This window comes from Serratia sp. HNCC26DJ206 (genome assembly GCF_057180605.1).
This window is the reverse complement of sequence record NZ_JBXUGP010000006.1, coordinates 154,585-178,727: the sequence shown is the minus strand read 5'-3', so window position 1 is coordinate 178,727 and position 24,143 is coordinate 154,585. Positions and strand designations below refer to the sequence as shown.

The 24,143-nt window shown below is 55.5% G+C and carries 20 protein-coding genes and 1 riboswitch; of the genes, 12 read left to right on the top strand and 8 right to left on the bottom strand.

The features are described from left to right. Positions 1-41: 41 nt before the first annotated feature. From rpoD to rpsU, 3 genes are all read right to left on the bottom strand, one after another. The gene (gene rpoD / locus AC2A1E_RS06055) at positions 42-1,880 is read right to left on the bottom strand and encodes an RNA polymerase sigma factor RpoD (protein WP_459400066.1); all 1,839 of its coding nucleotides are present in this window, start codon (positions 1,878-1,880) and stop codon (positions 42-44) included. A gap of 157 nt (positions 1,881-2,037) precedes the next feature. Next, entirely contained in the window at positions 2,038-3,786 is a 1,749-nt protein-coding gene (gene dnaG / locus AC2A1E_RS06050; RefSeq protein WP_484383017.1) for a DNA primase, read from the bottom strand. Between the two features lie 135 nt (positions 3,787-3,921). Continuing rightward, positions 3,922-4,137, bottom strand: coding sequence for a 30S ribosomal protein S21 (gene rpsU / locus AC2A1E_RS06045; protein ID WP_001144069.1), 216 nt, complete (start codon positions 4,135-4,137; stop codon positions 3,922-3,924). A 302-nt stretch (positions 4,138-4,439) separates the two neighbouring features. Here rpsU and tsaD point away from each other — a divergent pair, with 302 nt between their 5' ends. Then, positions 4,440-5,453 (top strand): tRNA (adenosine(37)-N6)-threonylcarbamoyltransferase complex transferase subunit TsaD, encoded by a 1,014-nt coding sequence (gene tsaD / locus AC2A1E_RS06040; protein WP_484383016.1) that lies wholly within the window; start codon positions 4,440-4,442, stop codon positions 5,451-5,453. Positions 5,454-5,484: 31 nt separating this feature from the next. Here the strand turns inward: tsaD and plsY are convergent, their stop codons facing one another. Beyond that, positions 5,485-6,123: a glycerol-3-phosphate 1-O-acyltransferase PlsY gene (gene plsY, locus AC2A1E_RS06035; RefSeq protein ID WP_484383015.1), complete on the bottom strand. Its 639-nt coding sequence runs from the start codon at positions 6,121-6,123 to the stop codon at positions 5,485-5,487. A 107-nt stretch (positions 6,124-6,230) separates the two neighbouring features. On the opposite strand from plsY, the gene folB reads away from it, so the two are divergent. From folB to lldD, 5 genes are all read left to right on the top strand, one after another. Next, positions 6,231-6,590 (top strand): bifunctional dihydroneopterin aldolase/7,8-dihydroneopterin epimerase, encoded by a 360-nt coding sequence (folB, locus tag AC2A1E_RS06030; protein ID WP_484383014.1) that lies wholly within the window; start codon positions 6,231-6,233, stop codon positions 6,588-6,590. A gap of 318 nt (positions 6,591-6,908) precedes the next feature. Then, entirely contained in the window at positions 6,909-7,733 is an 825-nt protein-coding gene (bacA, locus tag AC2A1E_RS06025; RefSeq protein WP_484383013.1) for an undecaprenyl-diphosphate phosphatase, read from the top strand. A gap of 346 nt (positions 7,734-8,079) precedes the next feature. Then, a complete protein-coding gene (gene lldP, locus AC2A1E_RS06020) occupies positions 8,080-9,735 on the top strand; it encodes an L-lactate permease (protein ID WP_484383012.1) in 1,656 nt (551 codons plus the stop codon). Next, positions 9,732-10,502 (top strand): transcriptional regulator LldR, encoded by a 771-nt coding sequence (gene lldR, locus AC2A1E_RS06015; RefSeq protein ID WP_484383011.1) that lies wholly within the window; start codon positions 9,732-9,734, stop codon positions 10,500-10,502. The genes lldP and lldR overlap by 4 nt, the downstream gene beginning before the upstream one ends. Before the next feature lie 16 nt (positions 10,503-10,518). Continuing rightward, on the top strand, positions 10,519-11,661 hold the full coding sequence (lldD, locus tag AC2A1E_RS06010; RefSeq protein WP_484383010.1) for an FMN-dependent L-lactate dehydrogenase LldD: 1,143 nt from the start codon (positions 10,519-10,521) through the stop codon (positions 11,659-11,661). A gap of 52 nt (positions 11,662-11,713) precedes the next feature. Here the strand turns inward: lldD and AC2A1E_RS06005 are convergent, their stop codons facing one another. Then, the gene (locus AC2A1E_RS06005) at positions 11,714-12,949 is read right to left on the bottom strand and encodes a multifunctional CCA addition/repair protein (RefSeq protein ID WP_484383009.1); all 1,236 of its coding nucleotides are present in this window, start codon (positions 12,947-12,949) and stop codon (positions 11,714-11,716) included. Between the two features lie 117 nt (positions 12,950-13,066). Next, complete coding sequence (locus AC2A1E_RS06000) at positions 13,067-13,684, bottom strand: TIGR04211 family SH3 domain-containing protein (RefSeq protein ID WP_459400057.1); 618 nt, start codon at positions 13,682-13,684, stop codon at positions 13,067-13,069. A 279-nt stretch (positions 13,685-13,963) separates the two neighbouring features. Between AC2A1E_RS06000 and AC2A1E_RS05995 the strand changes: the two genes are divergently transcribed. From AC2A1E_RS05995 to yjeH, 4 genes are all read left to right on the top strand, one after another. Beyond that, positions 13,964-15,271, top strand: coding sequence for a CYTH domain-containing protein (locus tag AC2A1E_RS05995; RefSeq protein ID WP_484383008.1), 1,308 nt, complete (start codon positions 13,964-13,966; stop codon positions 15,269-15,271). A 50-nt stretch (positions 15,272-15,321) separates the two neighbouring features. Then, complete coding sequence (gene glnE / locus AC2A1E_RS05990; protein ID WP_484383007.1) at positions 15,322-18,159, top strand: bifunctional [glutamate--ammonia ligase]-adenylyl-L-tyrosine phosphorylase/[glutamate--ammonia-ligase] adenylyltransferase; 2,838 nt, start codon at positions 15,322-15,324, stop codon at positions 18,157-18,159. Positions 18,160-18,226: 67 nt separating this feature from the next. Continuing rightward, on the top strand, positions 18,227-19,657 hold the full coding sequence (gene hldE, locus AC2A1E_RS05985; RefSeq protein ID WP_484383006.1) for a bifunctional D-glycero-beta-D-manno-heptose-7-phosphate kinase/D-glycero-beta-D-manno-heptose 1-phosphate adenylyltransferase HldE: 1,431 nt from the start codon (positions 18,227-18,229) through the stop codon (positions 19,655-19,657). Positions 19,658-19,675: 18 nt separating this feature from the next. Beyond that, a complete protein-coding gene (gene yjeH / locus AC2A1E_RS05980) occupies positions 19,676-20,929 on the top strand; it encodes an L-methionine/branched-chain amino acid transporter (RefSeq protein ID WP_484383005.1) in 1,254 nt (417 codons plus the stop codon). Positions 20,930-20,956: 27 nt separating this feature from the next. On the opposite strand, the gene ubiK is transcribed toward yjeH, so the two are convergent. Further along, the gene (gene ubiK, locus AC2A1E_RS05975) at positions 20,957-21,232 is read right to left on the bottom strand and encodes a ubiquinone biosynthesis accessory factor UbiK (protein ID WP_459400052.1); all 276 of its coding nucleotides are present in this window, start codon (positions 21,230-21,232) and stop codon (positions 20,957-20,959) included. A gap of 127 nt (positions 21,233-21,359) precedes the next feature. Then, positions 21,360-21,520: riboswitch (FMN riboswitch) on the top strand. A gap of 110 nt (positions 21,521-21,630) precedes the next feature. On the opposite strand from ubiK, the gene ribB reads away from it, so the two are divergent. Further along, the gene (gene ribB / locus AC2A1E_RS05970; RefSeq protein WP_484383004.1) at positions 21,631-22,284 is read left to right on the top strand and encodes a 3,4-dihydroxy-2-butanone-4-phosphate synthase; all 654 of its coding nucleotides are present in this window, start codon (positions 21,631-21,633) and stop codon (positions 22,282-22,284) included. 57 nt (positions 22,285-22,341) lie between these two features. Here the strand turns inward: ribB and zupT are convergent, their stop codons facing one another. Beyond that, entirely contained in the window at positions 22,342-23,109 is a 768-nt protein-coding gene (gene zupT / locus AC2A1E_RS05965) for a zinc transporter ZupT (RefSeq protein ID WP_473189851.1), read from the bottom strand. Between the two features lie 209 nt (positions 23,110-23,318). On the opposite strand from zupT, the gene ygiD reads away from it, so the two are divergent. Continuing rightward, positions 23,319-24,101: a 4,5-DOPA-extradiol-dioxygenase gene (gene ygiD / locus AC2A1E_RS05960; protein WP_484383003.1), complete on the top strand. Its 783-nt coding sequence runs from the start codon at positions 23,319-23,321 to the stop codon at positions 24,099-24,101. Positions 24,102-24,143: the final 42 nt, after the last annotated feature.

Sequence of the window (24,143 nt, the reverse complement as noted above, 5' to 3'; positions counted from 1 at the left end):
AAACCCCGGCAAGCCGGGGTTTCAGACCGTATCAGCGAACCTTAGTCATCCAGGAAGCTGCGCAGCACTTCTGAACGGCTTGGGTGGCGCAGTTTACGCAACGCTTTGGCTTCGATCTGACGAATACGCTCACGGGTAACGTCGAACTGTTTACCCACTTCTTCCAGCGTGTGGTCAGTGTTCATATCGATACCGAAACGCATGCGCAGCACTTTCGCTTCACGTGCGGTCAGGCCAGCCAGAACGTCGTGCGTTGCAGAACGCAGGCTTTCAGAGGTGGCAGAATCCAACGGTAACTCGAGGGTAGTATCCTCGATGAAATCGCCCAGATGTGAATCTTCATCATCACCGATCGGCGTTTCCATGGAGATCGGCTCTTTGGCGATCTTCAGCACTTTGCGGATTTTGTCTTCCGGCATCAGCATACGTTCAGCCAGCTCTTCCGGCGTTGGTTCGCGGCCCATCTCTTGCAGCATCTGGCGCGAAATACGGTTGAGTTTGTTGATGGTCTCAATCATATGCACCGGAATACGGATGGTACGCGCCTGATCGGCGATAGAACGGGTGATCGCCTGACGGATCCACCAGGTGGCGTAAGTCGAGAACTTATAACCACGACGGTATTCGAACTTATCTACCGCTTTCATCAGGCCGATGTTGCCTTCCTGAATCAGGTCCAGGAACTGCAAACCACGGTTGGTGTATTTTTTGGCGATCGAGATAACCAGACGCAGGTTGGCTTCAACCATCTCTTTCTTCGCACGGCGGGCTTTTGCTTCGCCGATCGACATGCGACGGTTGATGTCTTTTACCTGCTCGATGGTCAGGCCGGTTTCTTCTTCGATCTGACGTAGTTTCTGCAAGCTGCGCTGTACATCATCACTGACGTCTTTCAGTTTTTCTGACCATGGCTTAGCCATTGCCAGTGCCGCTTCGAACCAAGTGGTGCTGGTTTCGTTACCGGCAAACAGAGTGACGAAGTTTTTCTTCGGCATTTTGCACTGTTCAACGCACAGCTTCATGATGAGGCGCTCTTGAGTACGAACGCGATCCATCATGATACGCATGCTGTTGACCAGGAAGTCGAACTGCTTTGGCACCAAGCGGAACTGCTTGAACACTTCAGACAGCTTCAGGATCTCTTCTGCTGCGCTGGCGTGGCTGCGGCCGTTCTTTTTGATCATCAGACGGGTCGCTTCGTACTGATCGCGCAGATCGGCGAATTTCTGACGCGCCAGTTCTGGATCGATGCTGTTGTCATCTTCAGCATCGTCTTCTTCATCTTCGTCTTCGTCGTCGTCATTCTGCTCTTCGGTCGTTAATTCGGAACCGATGTGCGTGGCGGTTGGGGCAATATCTTCTTCCGCGTTGGGATCGACGAAGCCGGTGATCAGATCGGACAGGCGAGCTTCACCTGCTTCGACGCGATCGTACTGTTCCAGCAGATAAGTAATGGCTTCAGGGTACTCGGCTACGGAGCACTGTACCTGATTAATACCGTCTTCGATGCGCTTGGCGATGTCGATTTCGCCTTCGCGCGTCAGCAGTTCAACGGTACCCATTTCACGCATGTACATGCGCACCGGGTCGGTGGTACGGCCAATCTCAGATTCAACGCTTGAGAGCACCTGAGCTGCAGCTTCTTCCGCGTCTTCGTCTGTGTTGTTTGAGTTTTCAGCAAGCAACAGGTCGTCGGCGTCCGGTGCCTCTTCCAGTACCTGAATGCCCATGTCGTTAATCATCTGGATGATGTCTTCGATCTGGTCAGAGTCGACGATATCTTCCGGCAGATGGTCATTGACCTCAGCATAGGTCAGATAGCCTTGCTCCTTACCACGGGTGACAAGTAGCTTTAGCTGTGACTGCGGGTTTTGCTCCATAAGACGGTATCCACACTTCAGAGTATTTGGGTTGGTGTCGGTCGGCGAAACCGCCAACAATAGCATTTGGGGCGTTTTAGTTGTTGCCGCGGCCCACTATGGCGGCATATTGCAGGGTTTGACCCTCGCATTTATCGGCACTTAAGCCGTTTGGTATTCAGTTTTTCTTCGCTAACACCTGGTTCAGTGAACGAACTTCTTCACGTTCTTCAGGGCTCAGACCGTGTGTTCTGGCCTGGGCGATCAGTGTTTCCAGCCGCTGCTCTAGCACCGAGTCATACAGGCTGGCCAACGTATCTAAAAAGGTCTGTTCAACCATATCCTCAACGATCATATGGTTCCAGGTCGCCAAGGTTTCAAGCTGCTGGCTGAATTTGTTGTCGCGATACAGCTCCAGCAATTGGCCAGTTGTCAGGCCAGGTTGCGCCAGGCAGGTTTGCACCAGTTCAACAAACAGCGGCAGTCCTGCCTGTTTGGTCTGCTCTAATCCTTCCAGTGAAGGGATAAGTGTAGCCAAACGCGGGTTTTGTACCAGTAACCCTATCAGTATACGCATGGTTGTGCGTTTTAGCTGGGGCACCTGATAATTATTCGCATTTTCAGCCTGCTTGGGCATCAGCTTGTCGAGCTGGCTGTCATCCAATAGGCCCAACTTGCTGCCGAGCTGTTGGCGCAGATACAGGCGTAAGGTTTCGCCCGGTACCTGAGTAATCAACGGCAATGCCAGCGTGCTCAGCTTGGCGCGGCCATCCGGGCTGCTCAGATCGACCTGTGGCATCAACGTTTCGAACAGAAAAGTGGAAAGCGGCTGCGCCAGCTCCATCCGTTGTTCGAATGCGTCTTTGCCTTCTTTACGGACTAACGTGTCCGGGTCTTCGCCGTCAGGCAAAAACATAAACCGCAACTGGCGCCCGTCGTTGAGATAGGGCAGTGCGGTTTCCAGTGCGCGCCAGGCCGCTTCGCGACCGGCTCTGTCGCCGTCATAACAGCAGACAACCTGATCGGTGGCGCGGAACAGGAGCTGAATATGTTCCGCCGTGGTCGAGGTTCCGAGTGAGGCGACGGCATAATCGATGCCGTACTGCGCTAGCGCCACCACGTCCATGTAGCCTTCCACCACCAGCAAACGCTGCAGGGTAGGGTGGCTCTGTTGTGCTTCATACAGGCCGTACAACTGGCGGCCCTTGTGGAATACTTCGGTCTCCGGCGAGTTCAGGTATTTTGGCATACCGTCGCCCAACACGCGGCCACCAAAGGCGATCACCCGCCCGCGTTTGTCGCGAATGGGAAACATGACACGTTCACGGAAACGATCGTATGTACGGCCCTGATCGTTAGTCACCAACATTCCGGCATCGTTCAATGCTGCACGGCTGTCGGCGTCGCGGCCAAAGCGTTTTAACGCATTATCCCAACCGGCAGGTGCAAAACCGATGGCAAAATGCTGGATAACCTGCTCACTCAGCCCACGTTGTTGCAGGTAATCGCGCGCCTGCGCACCGTTGGATTGATGCAGTGACTGTTGATAGAACGCGCTAAGCTGTTCCATCAGTTGGTAAAGACTCTGGCGCTGATGGCGCTCAATCTGCGTCGGCCCGGTACCTGCCTCGTAAGGCACTTCCAGCCCGTTCATGGTGGCCAATTCCTCGATGGTTTCGACAAACTCGAGCCTGTCGTAATTCATCAGGAAATCAACGGCGTTGCCGTGCGCACCACAACCAAAACAGTGATAAAACTGTTTTTCGCCATTAACGGTGAATGAAGGCGTTTTTTCGTGGTGGAACGGACAGCACGCGTGATAATTCTTGCCTTGCTTCTTGAGCTTTACCCGGGCGTCGATCAGATCGACGATGTCGGTGCGAGCCAGCAAGTCATTGATAAATACACGCGGAATTCGTCCAGCCATAAGCCCCTGTTCGATTGCTTATAAACGAGAACAAGCCGCGCATTCCTTTCGGAAAGCACGGCCTTCGTATGCAACTACTCAGTCTGCGTGTTCTTGGAAAAGAAAAAATCACGCGGTGGGGTTACCCCCGAAGGATTAATACAGACGAGTGCGGCGTGCGTTTTCGCGAGCCAATTTCTTCGCGTGACGTTTTACAGCAGAAGCTTTAGCGCGTTTACGTTCGGTAGTCGGTTTTTCATAGAACTCACGACGACGAACTTCAGCTAAAACACCTGCTTTTTCGCAGGAACGCTTGAAACGACGCAGTGCAACGTCAAATGGCTCGTTTTCACGTACTTTAATTACCGGCATGTGCCTCTCACCTCAATGGAATTCGGTTTGCTGCTGGCCAAGCGCCAGCCTTTTCAAAATGGTGCGGAATTTTACTTCAATGGATGCTGCTTTGTAAAGCACCATAGCAAATTGAAACATGCCACGTTCCGGCAAACTCGCGCAATTATGCATTGGTCGTGGATTATAGACTAATCAGGGAGAATTGCTTGTTTTTAATTGTTCCCGCTGCGTCTTTGTGAATCATCGACATAGCGTACAGTGGCGGTAAATGGTCGCAATTATGGTAAACTGGCGGCCGCACGTGAATGATGGGAAATGTAATGCGAGTATTGGGTATAGAAACCTCCTGCGATGAAACCGGAATTGCAGTGTATGACGATCAAGCCGGTTTATTAGCCAACCAACTCTACAGCCAGGTGAAACTGCATGCCGATTACGGCGGCGTGGTGCCGGAGCTGGCTTCTCGCGATCACGTGCGTAAAACCGTGCCGCTGATCCAGGCAGCGCTGAAAGAAGCGAACCTGACCGCCGCAGACATCGACGGCGTGGCGTATACCGCAGGTCCTGGCCTGGTGGGGGCGTTGCTGGTGGGGGCGACTATTGGCCGCGCACTGGCGTTTGCCTGGAACGTGCCTGCGGTGCCAGTGCATCATATGGAAGGCCATCTGTTGGCGCCTATGTTGGAAGATAATCCTCCGGCGTTCCCGTTTGTGGCGCTGCTGGTGTCTGGTGGACATACCCAGCTCATCAGCGTGACCGGCATCGGCGAATACGCATTATTGGGGGAATCCATTGACGATGCGGCCGGCGAAGCTTTCGATAAAACCGCCAAACTGCTGGGGTTGGATTATCCCGGTGGCCCGATGTTGGCTAAAATGGCACAGCAGGGCACCGAAGGGCGTTTTACTTTCCCGCGCCCGATGACCGATCGCCCCGGGCTGGATTTCAGCTTCTCCGGGTTGAAGACCTTTGCCGCCAATACTATCCGCTCCAACGGTAACGACGATCAGACGCGTGCCGACATCGCCCGCGCGTTTGAGGATGCGGTGGTGGATACCTTGGCGATCAAATGCAAACGTGCGCTGGAGCAAACCGGATTTAAACGTCTGGTGATGGCTGGTGGCGTGAGCGCCAACCGCACATTGCGCGCCAAATTGGCTGAAATGATGAAAAAACGCGGCGGGGAAGTGTTCTATGCCCGCCCGGAATTTTGTACCGATAACGGTGCGATGATCGCCTATGCGGGGCTGATACGGCTAAAAAGCGGTGCTAATCCTGAACTGAGCGTTTCTGTGCGCCCACGTTGGCCGTTGGCGGAATTGCCTGCAGTATAAAAGCCAAGGGCCGGAAATCTCCGGCCCTTAATTATTCTTCTTGATGCTCTTTCTGTTCCACGGCATCTGCTTTTTTCTTGCGGAGCTTACCCCAGATCTTGCCTTCCTGCCCGCGCCACAGGCGCTGGATGTTATCGTGATGGCGCATCAGGATCAGGCATGAAAGCATCGCGACCGGGAAGGTAAACTGGGGTTTGAACCACCAGACGTAGAACGGAGCGATCAACGCACTGACGATCGCGCCCAGCGAGGAGTATCCACTCAGCAGCACCGTCAGCAGCCAGGTGCCGGTCATCAGGCCGGTGAGATCCCAGCCGATCGGGGCGATGGCACCAAAGGCGGTAGCAACCCCTTTGCCACCGCGAAAGTGAAAAAACACCGGGTAAATATGGCCGAGGCAGGCGGCGATCGCCGTCAGGCCAAGGTACAGCGGTGGAACATTCAGTACGTAGGCCAGCCAGACCGGCAACATCCCTTTCAGAATATCAAAGACCAGCACGGTTGCTGCGGCTAGCTTGCCACCAATGCGCAGGACGTTGGTCGCCCCGGGATTTCCTGATCCATGTTCACGCGGATCTGGCAGCCTGGCGATCCGGCAAACCAGGATCGCACTGGAAATTGAGCCACACAGATACGCGAAGATAATCATGCCAAGCGCGGTAGCACTCATAACGCGGTTCCGTTTAATAATGGTCGTTTTACTCGCAATATCTATGGATAATACGCACATTCCGCTGGAAGTGGTATCCGGCAGGGCCAAAAACTGAGAATGACGTGATGGATATCGTATTTATCGAAGAGCTTACCGTAATCACCACCATTGGCGTTTATGACTGGGAACAAACCATTCAGCAGAAGCTGGTGTTCGATATCGAAATGGCTTGGGATAACCGCCAAGCGGCGGCCAGTGACGATGTGAACCATTGCCTGAGCTATGCGGATATCAGCGATGCGATCATTCAGCATGTGCAGCCGAAGCGTTTTGCGCTGGTGGAGCGTGTGGCAGAGGAGGTATCCGAAATTTTACTACAGCGCTTTAAATCTCCGTGGGTCCGTATTAAGGTCAGCAAGCCGGGAGCGGTTGCACAGGCCAACCGGGTTGGTGTGATCATTGAACGTGGCACGCGTGGTGTGTGATTGTCATCCAGATGCAACGCAGAAAGGTTATTCTGAGCGGTAGATAATATTGGTTGAAGCGGCAATGTATTGAGCACTGCCGCTTTTTTACGTTTATCTCCTTGATTTTTCAATGGTTGGTTGTGCGTATACCCAAAATAATTCGAGTTGCTTGCAGGCGGCAACTGAACGAATCCCCAGGAGCTTACTCAAGTAAGTGACCGGGGTGAGTGAAGGCAGCCAACACCCAAGCAACTTGAAGTATCAAGGGTATATGGGCTGTGATTTGAAAACGATGGGGTATAGAGCCTTTAACTTGACATGGGGTAAGACGGGATCATGGCTGACATGCATTCGTTGTTTGTAGCGTTTGTTCTTGGGGTGGTTGAAGGGTTGACCGAATTCCTGCCGGTTTCCTCTACCGGGCATATGATTATCGTCGGTGAATGGCTGGGTTTTACCGGCGATAAAGCCAAAACCTTCGAAGTGATCATCCAATTGGGATCGATTCTGGCGGTAGTGGTGGTGTTCTGGCGTCGCCTGTTTGGCCTGATCGGCATTCATTTCGGCGGCAAGCCGGTGGAGCATGAAGGTAAAACGGCCGGGCGCTTAAAGCTGAGCCATATTCTGTTGGCGATGATCCCGGCGGTGGTGATGGGGTTGGCGTTTCACGACTTTATCAAATCGCTGTTTGAACCGAAGAACGTGATGTATGCGCTGGTTGTTGGTGGTGTGTTGCTGCTGGTGGCTGAATGGCTGAAGCCGAAGAATCCTCCGGCAGTGGGGCTGGATGACATCACTTACCGTCAGGCATTTGCCATCGGTTGCTTCCAGTGTTTGGCGCTGTGGCCGGGCTTTTCCCGTTCAGGTGCCACCATTTCCGGCGGTATGCTGGTGGGCGTGAGCCGTTACGCGGCGTCTGAGTTTTCCTTTATCCTGGCGGTGCCGATGATGATGGGGGCCAGCGCGCTGGATCTGTACAAGAGCCTGCACTTCCTGACGCTGGGTGATTTGCCGATGTTCGCCGTCGGTTTTATTACCGCCTTCGTCGTTGCGTTGATCGCGATTAAAACCTTCCTGCAACTGATCAAGCGTATTTCGTTTGTGCCGTTTGCCATTTATCGCTTTATTGTTGCGGCCGTGGTGTACATGGTGTTTATGTAATAACCATAATTTTAATAGTGAAACTGATGACAAAGTCGCTTTTGAACCCGAGATACCTGGGCCTAGCGCCCCTTCGGCACGCTCTCCCTAATATCTGACTTTGCCAGCAGTCTGAATAGTGGGCTTTGCCCACTATTCTCAGATTGAATCCCCCTCTTTCTCGCCGTTTGGTCCTACCAATCAATAAGAAATGTGAATCTTCTACACAAAATAGCAAAATACAGTACATAAGCATTGCATGTCATTAACAGTAAATTAACTATCGCATATCAAATATATTACTCCACTATATTGGTCGGACCAATTAAGCGGGGATAAGTGCGAAAAAATCGCTGGAGATACCTGCATGCAAGCCTGGCAACAAGTTTATGATCCTATTGGTAATATCTGGCTGTCGAGCCTGATCGCAGCGCTGCCTATTCTGTTTTTCTTCTTTGCTCTGATTAAACTCAAACTCAAGGGGCACATTGCTGCCACATTCACCGTGGGGATTGCCCTGCTGGTGGCGTTATTCCTGTACCGCATGCCCATTGACCGTGCGATCGCCGCAGTGGTTTACGGCTTTTTCTACGGGCTATGGCCGATTGCGTGGATCATTATCGCGGCGGTGTTTGTCTACAAAATCTCGGTTAAGACCGGGCAGTTTGACATCATTCGCTCTTCGATTCTTTCGATCACCCCCGATCAACGTTTACAGATGTTGATCGTCGGCTTCTGTTTTGGCGCATTTCTGGAAGGGGCCGCCGGGTTTGGCGCGCCGGTAGCCATTACCGCTGCGTTGCTGGTTGGGCTGGGTTTTAATCCGCTGTATGCGGCGGGGCTTTGCCTGATCGTTAACACCGCGCCGGTGGCTTTCGGCGCGATGGGGATCCCGATTATCGTGGCTGGTCAGGTCACCGGGCTGGACAGCTTCGAGATCGGCCAGATGGTTGGGCGTCAATTGCCGTTCCTGACGATCATCGTGCTGTTCTGGATCATGGCGATTATGGACGGCTGGCGCGGTATCAAAGAAACCTGGCCTGCGGTGGTGGTGGCTGGCGGGAGCTTTGCCTTGGCGCAGTATCTCAGCTCCAACTTTCTTGGGCCGGAACTGCCAGACATCATCTCCTCGCTGGTTTCACTGGTGTGCCTGACGCTGTTTCTGCGCGTTTGGCAGCCAAAACGCATTTTCCGTTTTGAGGACGCTGAAGGCCCGGCTACCGAGCCAACGTTGACGCAGCACGGCTATACGCTAGGGCAGATTATTCGTGCCTGGATGCCGTTTATTTTCCTGACTGCCACGGTCACCTTGTGGAGCATTCCACCGTTTAAAGCGCTATTTGCCAAAGGCGGCGCGTTACAAGATTGGGTGTTCAATTTCCCGGTGCCATTCCTGGATAAGCTGGTGGCGAAAGTGCCACCGGTGGTGGCAGAGATCACGCCCTACGCCGCGGTGTTCAAACTTGACTGGTTCTCGGCTACCGGCACCGCGATTATGGTTGCGGCGATCGCCTCGGTGACCTACCTGCGGATGAAGCCGAAAGACGCGGTCACTACGTTCGCTGAAACAATAAAGTCGTTGGCGCTGCCGATTTATTCCATCGGCATGGTGCTGGCCTTTGCTTTTATTTCTAACTATTCCGGCTTGTCGGCAACGCTGGCGTTGGCATTAGCGCATACTGGCAAGGCGTTCACCTTTTTCTCGCCGTTCCTTGGCTGGTTGGGGGTGTTTCTTACCGGTTCTGATACCTCGTCCAACGCGCTGTTCGCCGCCCTGCAAGCCACCACTGCGCAGCAGATTGGCGTTTCGGATGTGTTGCTGGTGGCGGCTAACACCACCGGCGGGGTCACCGGGAAAATGATTTCGCCACAGTCTATCGCCATCGCCTGCGCCGCCGTTGGCTTGGTGGGGAAAGAGTCAGACCTGTTCCGCTTTACGGTAAAGCACAGCCTGATCTTCACCTGCATGGTGGGGGTGATCACCACGCTACAGGCCTACTGGCTGACGTGGATGATCCCATGACCGCGTCTCATCCACCGCGCTTGGCCGATCGCTTGGCTGAGCGCCTTAAGGCGATGATTCACGAACGTAAACTGGAGGCGGGTATGCGTTTGCCCGCCGAACGCCAGTTGGCCAACGAGGTGGGCGTCTCGCGTTCTTCTTTGCGCGAAGCGATCCAAAAGCTGATCAGCGAAAAGGTGCTCATCAGCCGACGCGGCGGCGGCACCTATGTTTGCGACGAGCTTTCCCCTTGGTCGGAGCAAAGCATCGTGGAGCCGCTGAGAACCTTGGTGGCCGACGATCCTGACTATCGCTACGACATTCTGGAAGCCCGCCACGCTATTGAGGCCAGCACCGCTTGGCACGCGGCGATGCGTGCCACTGCCGCAGACAAGGAGAAGTTGCAGGCTTGTTTTGATGCTACGTTAGAGTTTAAGGAGAGCGATAACCCTGATCTGGCGGCGCAGGCGGATGTACGTTTCCACTTGGCGATTGCTGAAGCTTCACACAACGTGGTCTTACTGCAAACCATGCGCGGTTTTTTCGATTTAATGCAGTCCTCCGTCATGCATAGCCGCCAGCGTATGTATACCGTGCCGACCATTTTCACGCGGTTGACTGAACAGCATGAGGAAATGCTACAGGCTATTTTGGCCGGTGACCCCGAGCGCGCGGGCAAGGCGGCGAAATCCCATCTGGGATTTGTTCATTCCACCATTAAAAGCCTGCATGAAGATGAGGCTAGGCTGGCGCGCATTACCCGCCTGCCAGATGAAAATTCACTGTAATAAGGGAGATCGTTTCATGATTATCTCAGCAGCCAGCGACTACCGCGCTGCGGCACAACGTAAACTGCCACCGTTCCTGTTTCATTACATCGATGGTGGCGCTTACGCCGAGCATACTTTGCGGCGCAACGTAGAAGATCTGGCGCAGGTGGCGCTAAGGCAGCGTGTTCTGAAAAACATGTCGGCGCTCAGCCTGGAAACCAAACTGTTTAACGAAACCTTATCAATGCCTGTCGCTCTGGGTCCGGTAGGGCTGTGCGGCATGTACGCTCGCCGTGGCGAAGTGCAGGCCGCGCGGGCCGCAGAGCAGAAAGGCATTCCTTTTACGCTTTCTACCGTCTCCGTGTGCCCGATCGAAGAGGTGACGCCAGCCATTAAGCGCCCGATGTGGTTTCAACTGTATGTACTGAAAGATCGCGGATTTATGCGTAACGCCTTAGAGCGTGCGAAAGCTGCCGGTTGTACCACCTTGGTATTCACCGTGGATATGCCGATACCGGGGGCTCGTTACCGCGATGCGCATTCGGGCATGAGTGGCCCGCATGCTGCACTGCGGCGCTATTGGCAAGCGGTTACCCATCCTGCCTGGGCGTGGGATGTTGGCTTGAACGGGCGTCCGCACGATCTGGGGAATATCTCAACCTATCTTGGTAAACCCACCGGATTAGCAGATTACATCGGCTGGCTGGGATCCAACTTTGATCCTTCGATCTCGTGGAGTGACCTGGAGTGGATCCGCGATTTCTGGCAGGGGCCAATGGTGATTAAAGGCATTCTCGACGCTGACGATGCGCGCGATGCCGTGCGCTTTGGAGCCGACGGCATTGTGGTTTCCAACCACGGTGGCCGCCAGTTGGACGGTGTGCTCTCCTCGGCGCGTGCGTTGCCGATGATCGCCGATGCGGTAAAGGGCGATATTACCATCCTTGCCGATAGCGGAGTGCGCAGCGGATTAGACGTGGTACGGATGATCGCACTCGGCGCTGATAGCGTACTGCTGGGGCGCGCTTATCTCTATGCGTTGGCAACCGCAGGCCAGGCAGGGGTGGAAAACCTGCTCGATCTGATCAAAAAAGAGATGTGCGTGGCGATGACGCTGACCGGGGCGAAAAGTATCGCTGAAATCAGCCGTGATTCATTGGTGAGGGAGGGTTTTTAAGCTAGACCGCTCCTCTTTCCCAAAAGTGGGAAAGAGGAGCTGAACAACCGGCTTAGGCCTGCGGTTCCTGCGTTTTTTTCCATTCAGCCAGCGCCTGTTGGCGACGGCGTTTAAGCTCATCGCGGATCGCTAAACCTTGCAGGCCGCTTTCTACCACCTCTTTGATCGACACGGCGTTGGCAACTTGATACGCCTCACGCAGGTAATCTCCCTGTGGATAGGGGTTGTTTTCAAAACCGGTGCGGCCACGGGCATCAGCCTCGCTGGAGAGGATCATCTGTTCCAGCCGTTGCGGTTTACGCCATACGTCGATGGCATCAAACAGCTTCAGCAGAGTTTCCGGGCGCAGTTTATTCACCGTATGGATCAGATCGTGGTATTCAGCCACCAGCTTGGCCAGTTCGCGCACGGGATTAGGCACGCGCAGCCGTTTGCACAGGGCTTCAACCAATTTGACCCCGGCAGGCCCGTGACCATAGTGATGTGGCCACAGCTCCGGTGGCGTTTTGCCCTTACCGAGATCGTGGCACAGTGCCGCAAAGCGGATATCTACTTCAGGGCTGAGCTGCGTGGCGATCGCCAGCGTCATCAGGGTATGCACACCGGTATCGATCTCCGGGTGCCACTTTTCTGGCGCGGGGACGCCAAACAGCGCGTCGATCTCTGGGAACAGCACCTTCAGCGCGCCACAGTCGCGCAATACCTGGAAATAAACCTGCGGGCTTTGGCTCTGTAACGCTTTTTCGGTTTCTTTCCATACGCGTTCTGCCGTCAGCGCCGCCAGTTCGCCGCTCTCTGCCATCTTTTGCATCAGTGCGGCGGTTTCTGGTGCGACGGTAAAGCCCAGATGGGCAAAACGGGCCGCGAAACGCGCCACGCGCAGTACGCGCAACGGATCTTCGCCAAAGGCAACGGAAACATGGCGTAAGACCCGTGCCGCAAGATCGGCCTGGCCGTGGTAAGGGTCGACCAGTTCGCCATCGTCACTTTGTGCCATGGCATTAATAGTGAGATCGCGCCGCAGCAGATCTTCTTCCAGCGTTACGTCCGGTGCGGCATAGCAGGTAAACCCGGTATAACCCTGGCCAGATTTGCGTTCTGTTCGCGCCAGCGCATACTCTTCATGGGTTTCTGGGTTGAGAAATACCGGGAAGTCTTTACCTACCTGCTGGTAGCCGCGCGCCAGCAGATCGGCAGGCTCAGCGCCGACTACCACCCAGTCGCGATCGACCACCGGTATATTGAGCAGATTGTCGCGAACGGCGCCGCCGACCAGGTAAATCTTCACGGTTTAACTCCTGAATGTATTCGATAGCTGGTTTGATCAGCTTACATGAATTAGGGGGCTGATGCTGAAACCCATAAAAATGGCGCCCGCAGGCGCCTGAGCTGGCTGAGAATGAGATCAGTTCATCCAGCGATTATTTTTACGGCGCGGAACCAGGCGCGGAAGCAGCAGGCCAAGCAACAGGCCAGCACCGGCAACGCCGCCGCCATACAGGAACCATTGCAGGATAATGGTGCGCTGTTTGTCATCGAGTTGCAGATTAACCGCGTTCACCTTCTTCTGGGCGACAACCAGCTGATTTTTTAGATCCTGGTTTTCTTGGCGCAAGCCACTGATGGTGCTGTCGCTGGCGGCCACTTTCTGCTGCATTTCGGCGGTGCGCTGGTTCCAGCTGTTATCGATATTGGCCAGCTTGTCGGTCAGGGTTTTCACCTGTTGTTCCAGTTCCGGCACTTGAGTCCGCAGGCTCGGCGTCTGGCTCAACTGCTCCAGTTGGATCCACACGGTGCGCCCTTTAGAGTCACGGATCTGGCCATAGGTGTTGTTTTCGTTCACGCTCAGCAGCGTGACTTCTTCACCCGCATTCAAGGTGCCAACAATACGGTATTGCGTACCGGGGCCACTGTGGACATAAGTATTTAATTCATCGGAGATATAGCGCTTATCTTCGGCATGTGCGCCCCAAGTGATGCTGAAGCTCAGCACGGCAAGGTAAATCAGGCGTAATTTCTGCATGAGTTAATCGTTTTTAGGTGAATTAATGGAATGATAGTAGAGCGTTCAGTCAGATGGTGCAACGCTAAAGCCGGAAGTAAGAACACTCTTAGTATCATGGATTCTCTGTGTTGCGCGGCATTTTATAGCCTAACAGGTTTTTTCTACAGTCGGCAGAGTCAAGCCGGGGGGAATCGCGGTAAGATAATAGCCATTGTGCGTTGTCGGGCAGTTCATGGCCGGTGACTCCGCCGCCGTGAAGATCCACGGGAATGCCTAACCTATTGGTGCAGAAGAATTATGAGCGTTGAAATAGAACTGAAGTTTATTGTTTCCCCTGAAGCGATCGCCACACTCCCGGCTCGGCTGGCCGCTTGGCCGCATCAGCATTCTGCACCGCAGAAGCTGACCAATATTTACTTTGAAACCGCCGATAACTTCCTGCGCAACCACGATATGGGTCTGCGTATTCGTGGCTTTGACGACAGCTATGAAATGACCATCAAAACTGCGGGTTCGGTGGTGGGCGGCCTGCATCAGCGGCCAGAATATAACGTTGCCATCAGCAAGCCAGTGTTGGCATTGAAAAAATTCCCTGCCGATATCTGGCCGGAAGGCTGCAAGCTGGCCCCATTGCAAAAGGCGCTGCAACCGCTGTTCCGTACTGACTTTGTGCGGGAAAAGTGGGTGGTCACTTACGGTGAAAGCGAGATTGAGATTGCGCTCGATCAGGGCGAAGTTCATGCCGGTGAACTGAGTGAAACGCTGTGTGAGCTTGAGCTGGAACTGAAACAGGGTCAGGCCAGCGATCTGTTAGCCTTGGCAACGGTATTGGCGGAACAGGGGGGCTTGCGTCAGGGCAGCCTGAGTAAAGCGGCGCGGGGTTATCATCTGGCGCAGGGCAATGCCGAGCGTGAGCGTCGTCCGCTGGCCGTGCTGAAGCCGGCCGCCAAATCCACGGTGGAACAAGGCATGGTTGCCGCTTTTGAGCTGGCGCTGAGCCACTGGCAGTATCACGAAGAGCTGTGGCTGCGTGGCGATAAGCACGCACGCCACTCGGTAATGGAAGCGATCGCCTTGATTCGTCAGGCGCTGGTGATTTTTGGTGGCCTGGTGCCGCGCAAGGCCAGTGCCGATCTGCGCGCCCGCCTGACGGCGCTTGAGCCGCTGCTGGAGGATAAAACCACCGAGCCGCAGGTGCTGTGTTATAGCGCAGAGTATCTGCAATGTAAGTTGGCGCTCACATCATGGTTGATTACCGGCGCATGGCGGCCGTTTGTCGATGCCAAAGCGCAGGCCAAACTGGATGGTTCATTCAAGCGTTTCAGCGATATCATGCTGGGGCGCAGCGCTGCCGAGCTGAAAGAAGCCTTTACGCGCCCCCTAAATGAAGATGAATATCAGGAGCAGTTGCCGCGTTTGACGCGTCAGGTGCTGGCTTTCATGCTGCTTTCCGGTGCCTACCCGGACAGCGAATCCGGGCCGTACATTGACAGCTGGCGCGAGCTGCAACTGGCGGTCGCGGAACGCCGTCAGGGCTGGTATGAAGGCAGCCGCAAACAGGCCTTATCCCATGCGCCGTTCTGGTTAAACGGCGCAGTTCGTTAATCACACCGCGGGCCTGCTCGCTTGCAGGCCGCAGAATAGGTCACTCACTTATGTTGCCACTCTCTGCTGCGTTACAGGTTCAGGCACAGAACATCGTGCAGCGATTTCAGGAAACTCAAGGCGCTGGGATGCTGCTCAGCGCTGCGGAACAGGGCGTTTTGGCGTCGAGCGATTTTGTCAGTGATATGTTGCTCAACCACCCCGAATGGTTGGCAAGGTTGCGCCAACAGCCACCGGTTCCTGAAGAGTGGCAGCACTATGCGGCCTGGTTGCAGGACGAACTTGAAGAAGTGCGCGACGAAGCGCACTTAATGCAGGTTCTGCGCCTGTTTCGCCGTGAGAGTCTAGTGCGGATTGCTTGGGCACAAGCCCAGCAGCTCTGTACCACAGAACAAACCTTGCAGCAGTTGAGTGCGCTGGCGGAAACGCTGATCGTTAGCGCTCGCGATTGGTTATACCAGACCTGTTGCCGTGAGTGGGGCACCCCCTGCAATGCCGCAGGTGTGCCGCAGCCGCTGCTGATCCTGGGGATGGGCAAGCTGGGCGGCGGTGAGCTGAATTTCTCTTCGGATATCGATCTGATCTTCGTCTACCCGGAAAACGGCCAGACGCAAGGCGGCAGGCGTGAGCTGGATAACGCTCAGTTCTTTACCCGTTTGGGGCAACGTCTGATCAAAGCGCTGGATCAGCAAACCATCGACGGTTTTGTCTACCGGGTTGACATGCGCCTGCGGCCGTTTGGCGACAGCGGCCCGCTGGTGATGAGCTTTGCCGCGCTGGAGGACTATTATCAGGAGCAGGGGCGCGACTGGGAGCGCTACGCCATGGTGAAAGCGCGCCTGATGGGCGGAGATGAAGATCCGTACAGCCAGGAACTGCGTAACACCCTGCGGCCGTTCGTATTCCGCCGTTATATTGATTTCAGCGTGATCCAGTCGCTGCGCAATATGAAAGGCATGATCGCCCGTGAAGTGCGGCGGCGCGGGCTGAAGGACAATATCAAGCTGGGTGCTGGTGGCATTCGGGAAATTGAATTTATCACCCAGGTATTCCAACTGATTCGTGGCGGGCGTGAGCCTAGCCTACAAGGGCGTTCACTGCTGCCCACGTTGCAGGCGGTGGGCGAACTGGGGCTGCTGACAGCGCAGCAGGTGGCGGATCTGAGCGCCAGTTATCTGTTCCTGCGGCGGCTGGAGAATCTGTTGCAGGCCATTGCCGATCAGCAAACACAAACGCTGCCGCAGGATGCGTTGGATCAGGCACGCCTCGCCTGGGGGATGGATCAGCCGGACTGGCCGTCACTGATGGCGGCGCTGGAAACGCATATGCAGCATGTGCGCGCCGTGTTTGATGATCTGATTGGCGACGACAGCCCTGACGTAGGCGAAGATCCCAACTATCAGCACTATCACAGCCTGTGGCAGGATGAGCTGGAAGAAAACGAACTCGCTCCGCTGACGCCACATCTGACCGAAGAACCCCGCCGCCAGATGCTGCGTACGATCGCTGAATTCCGCCGCGACGTGGACAAACGCACCATCGGCCCACGTGGCCGCGATGTGCTGGATCAACTGATGCCGCGCTTGCTGGCAGAAGTCTGCCCGCGCAACGATGCGCCCACCGCGCTGGTGCGCTTAACCCAACTGCTGCTGAGCATTGTTACCCGCACCACTTATCTTGAACTGCTGGTGGAATATCACGCCGCCCTCAGCCATTTGATTCGCCTGTGCGCGGCTTCGCCGATGGTCACCAGCCAACTGGCGCGCTATCCGTTGCTGCTGGATGAACTGCTGGATACCGCCACGCTGTATCAACCGGTGGCCCCGGATGCCTATCGCAGTGAACTGCGCCAATACCGCCTGCGCGTGCCGGAAGACGACGAAGAACAGCAGTTGGAAGCGCTGCGGCAGTTCAAGCAGGCACAACAACTGCGTATTGCCGCTGCGGATATCGCCGAAGCGCTGCCGGTGATGAAAGTGAGCGATCACTTAACCTATCTGGCAGAAGCGATGATTGATGCGGTGGTGCAGCAGGCGTGGAAAGACATGGTGGCGCGTTACGGCCAGCCGACGCATCTGCATGAACGTGAAGGGCGCGGTTTTGCGGTGATCGGCTACGGCAAACTGGGAGGTTGGGAACTGGGTTACAGCTCCGATCTCGACTTGGTGTTCCTGCTCGATTGCCCGCCGGAAGTGATGACCGATGGCGCTCGCTGCATCGATGGCCGTCAGTTCTATCTGCGTTTGGCCCAGCGTGTGATGCATCTGTTCAGCACCCGCACCTCTTCCGGCATTCTTTACGAAGTGGATGCGCGCCTGCGCCCTTCCGGTGCCGCCGGAATGCTGGTCAGCACCGTGGAGGCCTTCGCTGATTATCAGCACAATGAGGCCTGGACCTGGGAGCATCAGGCACTGGTGCGCGCACGTATTGTGTATGGCGATCCGGCATTGCATCGGCAGTTTGACGTTATCCGCCACGAGATCCTGTGCAAAGTGCGTGAGGCAGAAAAATTGCAGCAGGAAGTGCGCGAAATGCGCGAGAAAATGCGCAGCCATTTGGGCAATAAACAGCGCGATCTGTTTGATATCAAAGCGGACGAAGATGGGATCACCGATATCGAATTTATCGCCCAATATCTGGTCTTACGTTACGCGAGCGAAGAACCACGCCTGACGCGTTGGTCGGATAACGTGCGCATCTTTGAGCTGATGGCCAACTACGACATCATGCCGGAGCAGGAAGCGCGGGCGCTGACCCAGGCCTACGTCACCATGCGTGATGAAATTCACCATCTGGCACTGCAGGAGCACTCCAGCAAGGTCAGCAACGCGCTGTTTGTTGCCGAACGCGAGCAGGTGCGTGCCAGTTGGAAGAAATGGTTAAGTTAATCGGTATTACTGGCTCCTATGGTAATATCTGCCGAATTTATTTTTATGACTTGTTTGGAGTTATCGGATGAAAGTTACACTGCCTGATTTTCGCCGCGCCGGTGTGTTGGTGGTTGGTGACGTCATGTTGGATCGCTATTGGTATGGGCCGACCAGCCGTATTTCACCGGAAGCGCCGGTGCCGGTGGTCAAGGTAGATACTATCGAAGAGCGTCCCGGCGGTGCGGCTAACGTCGCGATGAATATCGCGTCACTCGGTGCCAATTCGCGCCTGGTGGGGCTGACCGGTATTGACGATGCGGCGCGTGCGCTGAGCGCCAAGCTGAACGAAGTCAACGTGCGCTGTGATTTTGTCTCGGTGCCGACGCATCCGACCATCACCAAGCTGCGCGTGCTTTCCCGCAACCAGCAGTTGATCCGCCTGGATTTCGAAGAGGGCTTCTCCGACGTTGATCCGCAGCCGATGCTGGAACGTATCCAGCAGGCGTTGCCGCAGATTGGCGCACTGGTGCTCTCGGACTACGGCAAAGGTGCGCTGAGTAAAGTGCAGGGCATGATCGCCTTGGCGCGTGCGGCCAAAGTGCCGGTGCTGATCGACCCGAAAGGCACCGACTTTGAACGTTACCGTGGGGCCACGCTGCTGACGCCAAACCTGTCTGAGTTCGAAGCGGTGGTCGGTCATTGTAAAAATGACGATGAGCTGGTCGAGCGGGGCATGAAGCTGGTGGCGGATTACGCGCTTTCAGCTTTGCTGGTCACTCGTTCAGAACAGGGAATGACGCTGTTGCAGCCAGGCCATGCGCCGTTGCATCTGCCGACCCAGGCGCAGGAAGTGTTCGATGTCACCGGTGCCGGTGATACGGTGATTGGCGTGCTGGCGGCGGCGCTGGCGGCGGGCAACTCGCTGGAAGAGTCCTGTTTCCTGGCGAACGCTGCCGCAGGCGTGGTGGTGGGCAAGCTGGGAACCTCGACTGTTTCACCTATCGAGCTGGAAAACGCCATTCGCGGCCGTGCCGAGATTGGTTTTGGCGTGATGACCGAAGCCGAACTGAAAAATGCGGTGGCGCAGGCTCGGCAACGCGGCGAGAAAGTGGTAATGACCAACGGCATCTTCGACATTCTGCACGCTGGCCACGTGTCCTACTTGGCGAATGCCCGCAAGCTGGGCGATCGCCTGATCGTCGCGGTTAACAGCGATGCTTCCACCAAGCGCCTGAAAGGGGAAACTCGCCCGATCAACCCGCTGGAAAACCGCATGATCGTGCTGGGGGCCCTAGGGGCCGTGGATTGGGTGGTGTCGTTTGAAGAAGATACGCCGCAGCGCCTGATCGCCGACATCCTGCCCGATTTACTGGTAAAAGGCGGTGACTACAAGCCGCAGGACATTGCTGGCAGTGCCGAGGTCTGGGCCAACGGCGGTGATGTGAAAGTGCTGAACTTTGAAGATGGGTTGTCGACAACCAACATTATCAAGGCCATCAAGGATGGGCGTGATTAACGCTCAATAAGGCTTAGCGTGAGTGGATTAAAACAGGATCTGAGTTTGGCGCAGGGCGTTGGGCTGTTGTCCACTTCGCTGCTGGGGACGGGAGTGTTTGCCGTTCCGGCACTGGCGGCGCAGGTTGCTGGCAATGATAGCCTGTGGGCCTGGCCGATCCTGATCGCGCTGGTGTTCCCCATTGCCATCGCTTTTGCGGCGTTAGGCCGCCATTTTCCCAGCGCGGGCGGTGCGGCGCACTTTGTCGGTTTGGCCTTCGGGCCGCGCATGGCTAAAGTGACCGGCTGGCTGTTTCTTTCAGTGATCCCCGTTGGGTTGCCTGCCGCATTGCAAATTGCGGCAGGCTTCTGGCAATCCGCGTTTGGCTGGAGCGCCAACGGTTTGCTGCTGGTGCAGATCGCCACGCTGGTGGTGATCTGGCTGCTCGGCACGCGCAGCGCCGGTTCCAGCGCCAATATTCAGACGCTGATCGCTGTTCTGGTTGTCGCGCTGGTGGTGGCGATCTGGTGGAAAGGCGCCATTACGCCTGCACAGATCCCTTGGCCGTTAGTCAGCGATATTTCCCCGCCCAATATGTTCCACGCTTTGGCCGTGATGTTCTGGTGCTTTGTTGGGCTGGAGGCCTTTGCCCATCTGGCCACCGAGTTCCGCAACTCTGAGCGGGATTTCCCGCGCGCGCTGCTGATTGGCATGCTGGTGGCCGGTGCCGTCTATTGGGGTTGCACCGTGGCGGTGTTGCACTTCCATGCCTATGGTGCCGATCGGGCCGCCGCCGCTTCACTGCCCGGCGTGGTTGTACAGCTGTTTGGTGAAAGCGCGCTGTGGATTGCCTGCATCATCGGTTATCTGGCCTGTTTTGCCAGTGTGAATATCTATACCCAAAGCTTTGCCCGCCTGGTGTGGTCGCAGGCGCAGACCAGGCCATCAAGCGCGCTGGCCAAACTTTCCGCAGGTCGGGTGCCGGTGAATGCCTTGAGCGCCGTAGTCGGTTGTTGCCTGATTTTCACCCTGCTGATCTATACCTTGAATCTGCCGCTCGATACGCTGCTGGTGTATGCCAATGGGATTTTCGTGCTGATTTATCTGCTGTGTATGCTGGCGGGCTGCCGGATCTTGCAGGGCCGTTCGCGGCTGATGGCGGTGATTGGTTCAATACTGTGTCTGTTGCTGCTGGTGATTATCGGCTGGAAAAGCCTGTATGCGTTGGTGATGCTGGCGCTGATCTGGCTGGTGCTGCCGCGCAAGCCGCAGGTGGTTGTCAGGAAGCAATAAGGGCGCGTAACCGCGCCCTCGTCAATCTTATTCGTCTGCGGGTTTGGTGGCTGGCGCGGCATTCAGCTTGCCTTCCAACTCGGCCAAACGCTGTTCCAGCAATGCCAGTTTCTCACGGGTGCGCAGCAACACCTGGGTCTGCACGTCGAACTCTTCGCGGTTAACCAGATCCAAACGGGTCAGCTGCGATTGCAACACTTGGCGAACCTTTTTCTCAACGTCTTCCCCGAATTCCCGTACGCCTTTAGGCAGAGATTCTTGTACCTGGCGTGCGATCTGTTCAATTTTTTTCGGGTCAATCATGGCATTTCCCTTTCTGATATTGAGTGGCTGATGCCTAGTGTAATGCGAGTTGCCCGCCGGATAAACCAATACTCGTCATCTAACGTCATGGCTTGAAAGACGGGGGTGATGGCGTTATAGTCGAAGGGCTTATTCTCAGGGCGGGGTGAAAGTCCCCACCGGCGGTAAATCACCTTCTACGGTGAAAGCCCGCGAGCGCTCAACCTGTTCTCAGGAATCGGTTAGAGGTCAGCAGATCCGGTGTAATTCCGGGGCCGACGGTTATAGTCCGGATGGGAGAGAGTAACGACACCTGTCGGGCTTATGCCCGCTTGCGTTATTTTTTCGGCTATGGTTATAGCCACTCCTCAAGCTAGCCCTGGTTCTGGTAATCCATAATTTTAATGAGGTTTTTTACCATGAATCAGACTCTACTTTCAGATTTCGGCACGCCAGCGGAACGCGTTGAACGCGCGCTCGATGCATTGCGCAATGGGCGCGGTGTGATGGTGCTCGATGATGAAAATCGTGAAAACGAAGGCGATATGATCTTCGCCGCAGAAACCATGACCGTTGAGCAGATGGCGCTGACCATTCGCCACGGCAGCGGTATTGTGTGCCTGTGTATCACCGAAGATCGCCGCCAGCAGCTTGAGCTGCCGATGATGGTCACCAACAACTCCAGTCAGTTCCAGACGGCGTTCACCGTGACCATCGAAGCCGCGCAGGGCGTGACTACCGGCGTATCGGCTTCCGATCGCCTGACCACCATTCGCGCAGCCATTGCCGACCATGCCAAGCCGAGCGATTTGAGCCGCCCAGGCCACGTGTTCCCACTGCGTGCCCAGCCGGGTGGCGTACTGAGCCGCCGTGGTCACACCGAAGCGACGATCGATCTGGTCTCTATGGCCGGTTTCAAACCTGCCGGTGTGCTGTGTGAACTGACCAACGATGATGGCAGCATGGCGCATGCGCCGGAAGTGATCGCGTTTGCCAAACAACACGAAATGGTTGTATTGACCATCGAAGATCTGGTGGCCTACCGTCAGGCGCAGGAAAAAAAAGCCAGTTAATACGTTGATTGGTATGAAAAAGCCGCTTTATCAGCGGCTTTTTTACGCCTAGTGAGCTTAACCAATCCCGCCGCTTTGCAGCAGCGTCAGGCTGAACCCCATCACTGCCATGCCACATAACACGCCATAACTTGGGTTATTGTGTGGATCGATCTCTTTCGCCAGCGGCATTAACTCATCTACCGACAGTGCCACCATAATCCCTGCGACCGCAGCCATAATCGATGCCATCACTACCGGTGAGATCATCGGGCCCAGCAACAGGAAGGCCATAACGCCCCCCAGAATTTCTGCCAAGCCGGAGATCCCTGACCACAGCAGCGCCTTGGTTTTGGAACCGGTCGCCGCATACACCGGCCCGGCGACCGCTAGCCCTTCGGGAATATTGTGGATCGCTACGGCCAAGGCAATTCCCATGCCCAGCTCTAGATCGGCGCTGGCCGTCACAAAGGTGGCGATGCCTTCTGGGAAGTTGTGCAGGCTGATACCCAACGTCAGCAGGACTGCCGTGCGCTTCAGGTTGTGCGGCTTAATCGGCTTTTGCATCAGATCCTGTGGATGCTGGTGTGGCAACATGCGATCGAGCGCAAAATAGCCCAGCAGCCCGAGCATGAACATGCCATAGCCGAGCACGGGTGACACCCCAGGGGTATGCAATGCGGCAGGCAGCATTTCCATCAATGAAATCAGCAACATAATCCCGGCGGCAAAACCGAGGGAAAACGCCAGCAGGCGGTTGGATGGCTTCTGGCCAATAATGCCGAACAGGGCACCGACAAAGGTTGCGCCACCGGCCAGCAGGGTCAGAATCAGCGGTACTGACAAGATAGGTTCCTTTACGCTAATGATTATTGTTTATGCTCCGATACTAACAGAGTAACGGCATAAATCGAGCGGATTTGGCTGATTGCTTCCATTGAGCTAGCCGTTCAAATTTATTGAAGATCATTATCATGGTTATCCGGCTGTCTCCGTAAAGCAAAGGGCGTAATGTAGTCAGCAGAAAGCCTATTACGCTAACCAAAGGATAACTTATGACCACCTCTCGTATGCGTGCACTGTTTCTTGGTCACGGTAGCCCGATGAACGTGCTGGAAGAGAACCGTTACACCCAGGCATGGCGTGCGCTGGGTGAACAGTTACCGCGTCCGAAAGCGATCGTTGCTGTTTCTGCCCACTGGTATACCCGGGGCACCGCTGTGACGGCGATGGAACAGCCAAAAACCATTCACGATTTTGGTGGCTTTCCTCAGGCATTGTTTGATACCCAGTATCCGGCACCCGGTTCACCCGAACTGGCGGCTCAATTGCAAACCTTGCTGGCTCCGATCGAGGTGGGGGCGGATACCGGTGAATGGGGATTGGATCACGGCACTTGGGGCGTACTGATCAAAATGTACCCGCAAGCGGATATCCCGGTGGTGCAGCTCAGCATTGATGGTACTCAGCCTGCGCAATATCACTATGAGCTTGGTCGCAAGCTGGCAGCGTTGCGCGATCAAGGCATCATGATCGTTGCTAGCGGTAACGTGGTGCATAACCTGCGGATGGTGAAATGGCAGGGGAATGCCAGCCCGTACCCATGGGCAGAATCATTCAATCAGTACGTGCGCGATAACCTGAATTATCAGGGTGAGAATCATCCACTGGTGAACTTTATGCAGCATGAAGGTGCTGCGTTGTCGAACCCGACGCCGGAACATTACCTGCCGTTGCTGTATGTGCTGGGGGGTTGGGACGGTAAAGAGCCGATCTCAATCCCGGTCGATGGCATCGAAATGGGCGCGTTGAGCATGCTGTCGGTACAGGTAGGATAAGATGATTGGGCGTAACCGAGCGCTACGCCCAATCTATTACAA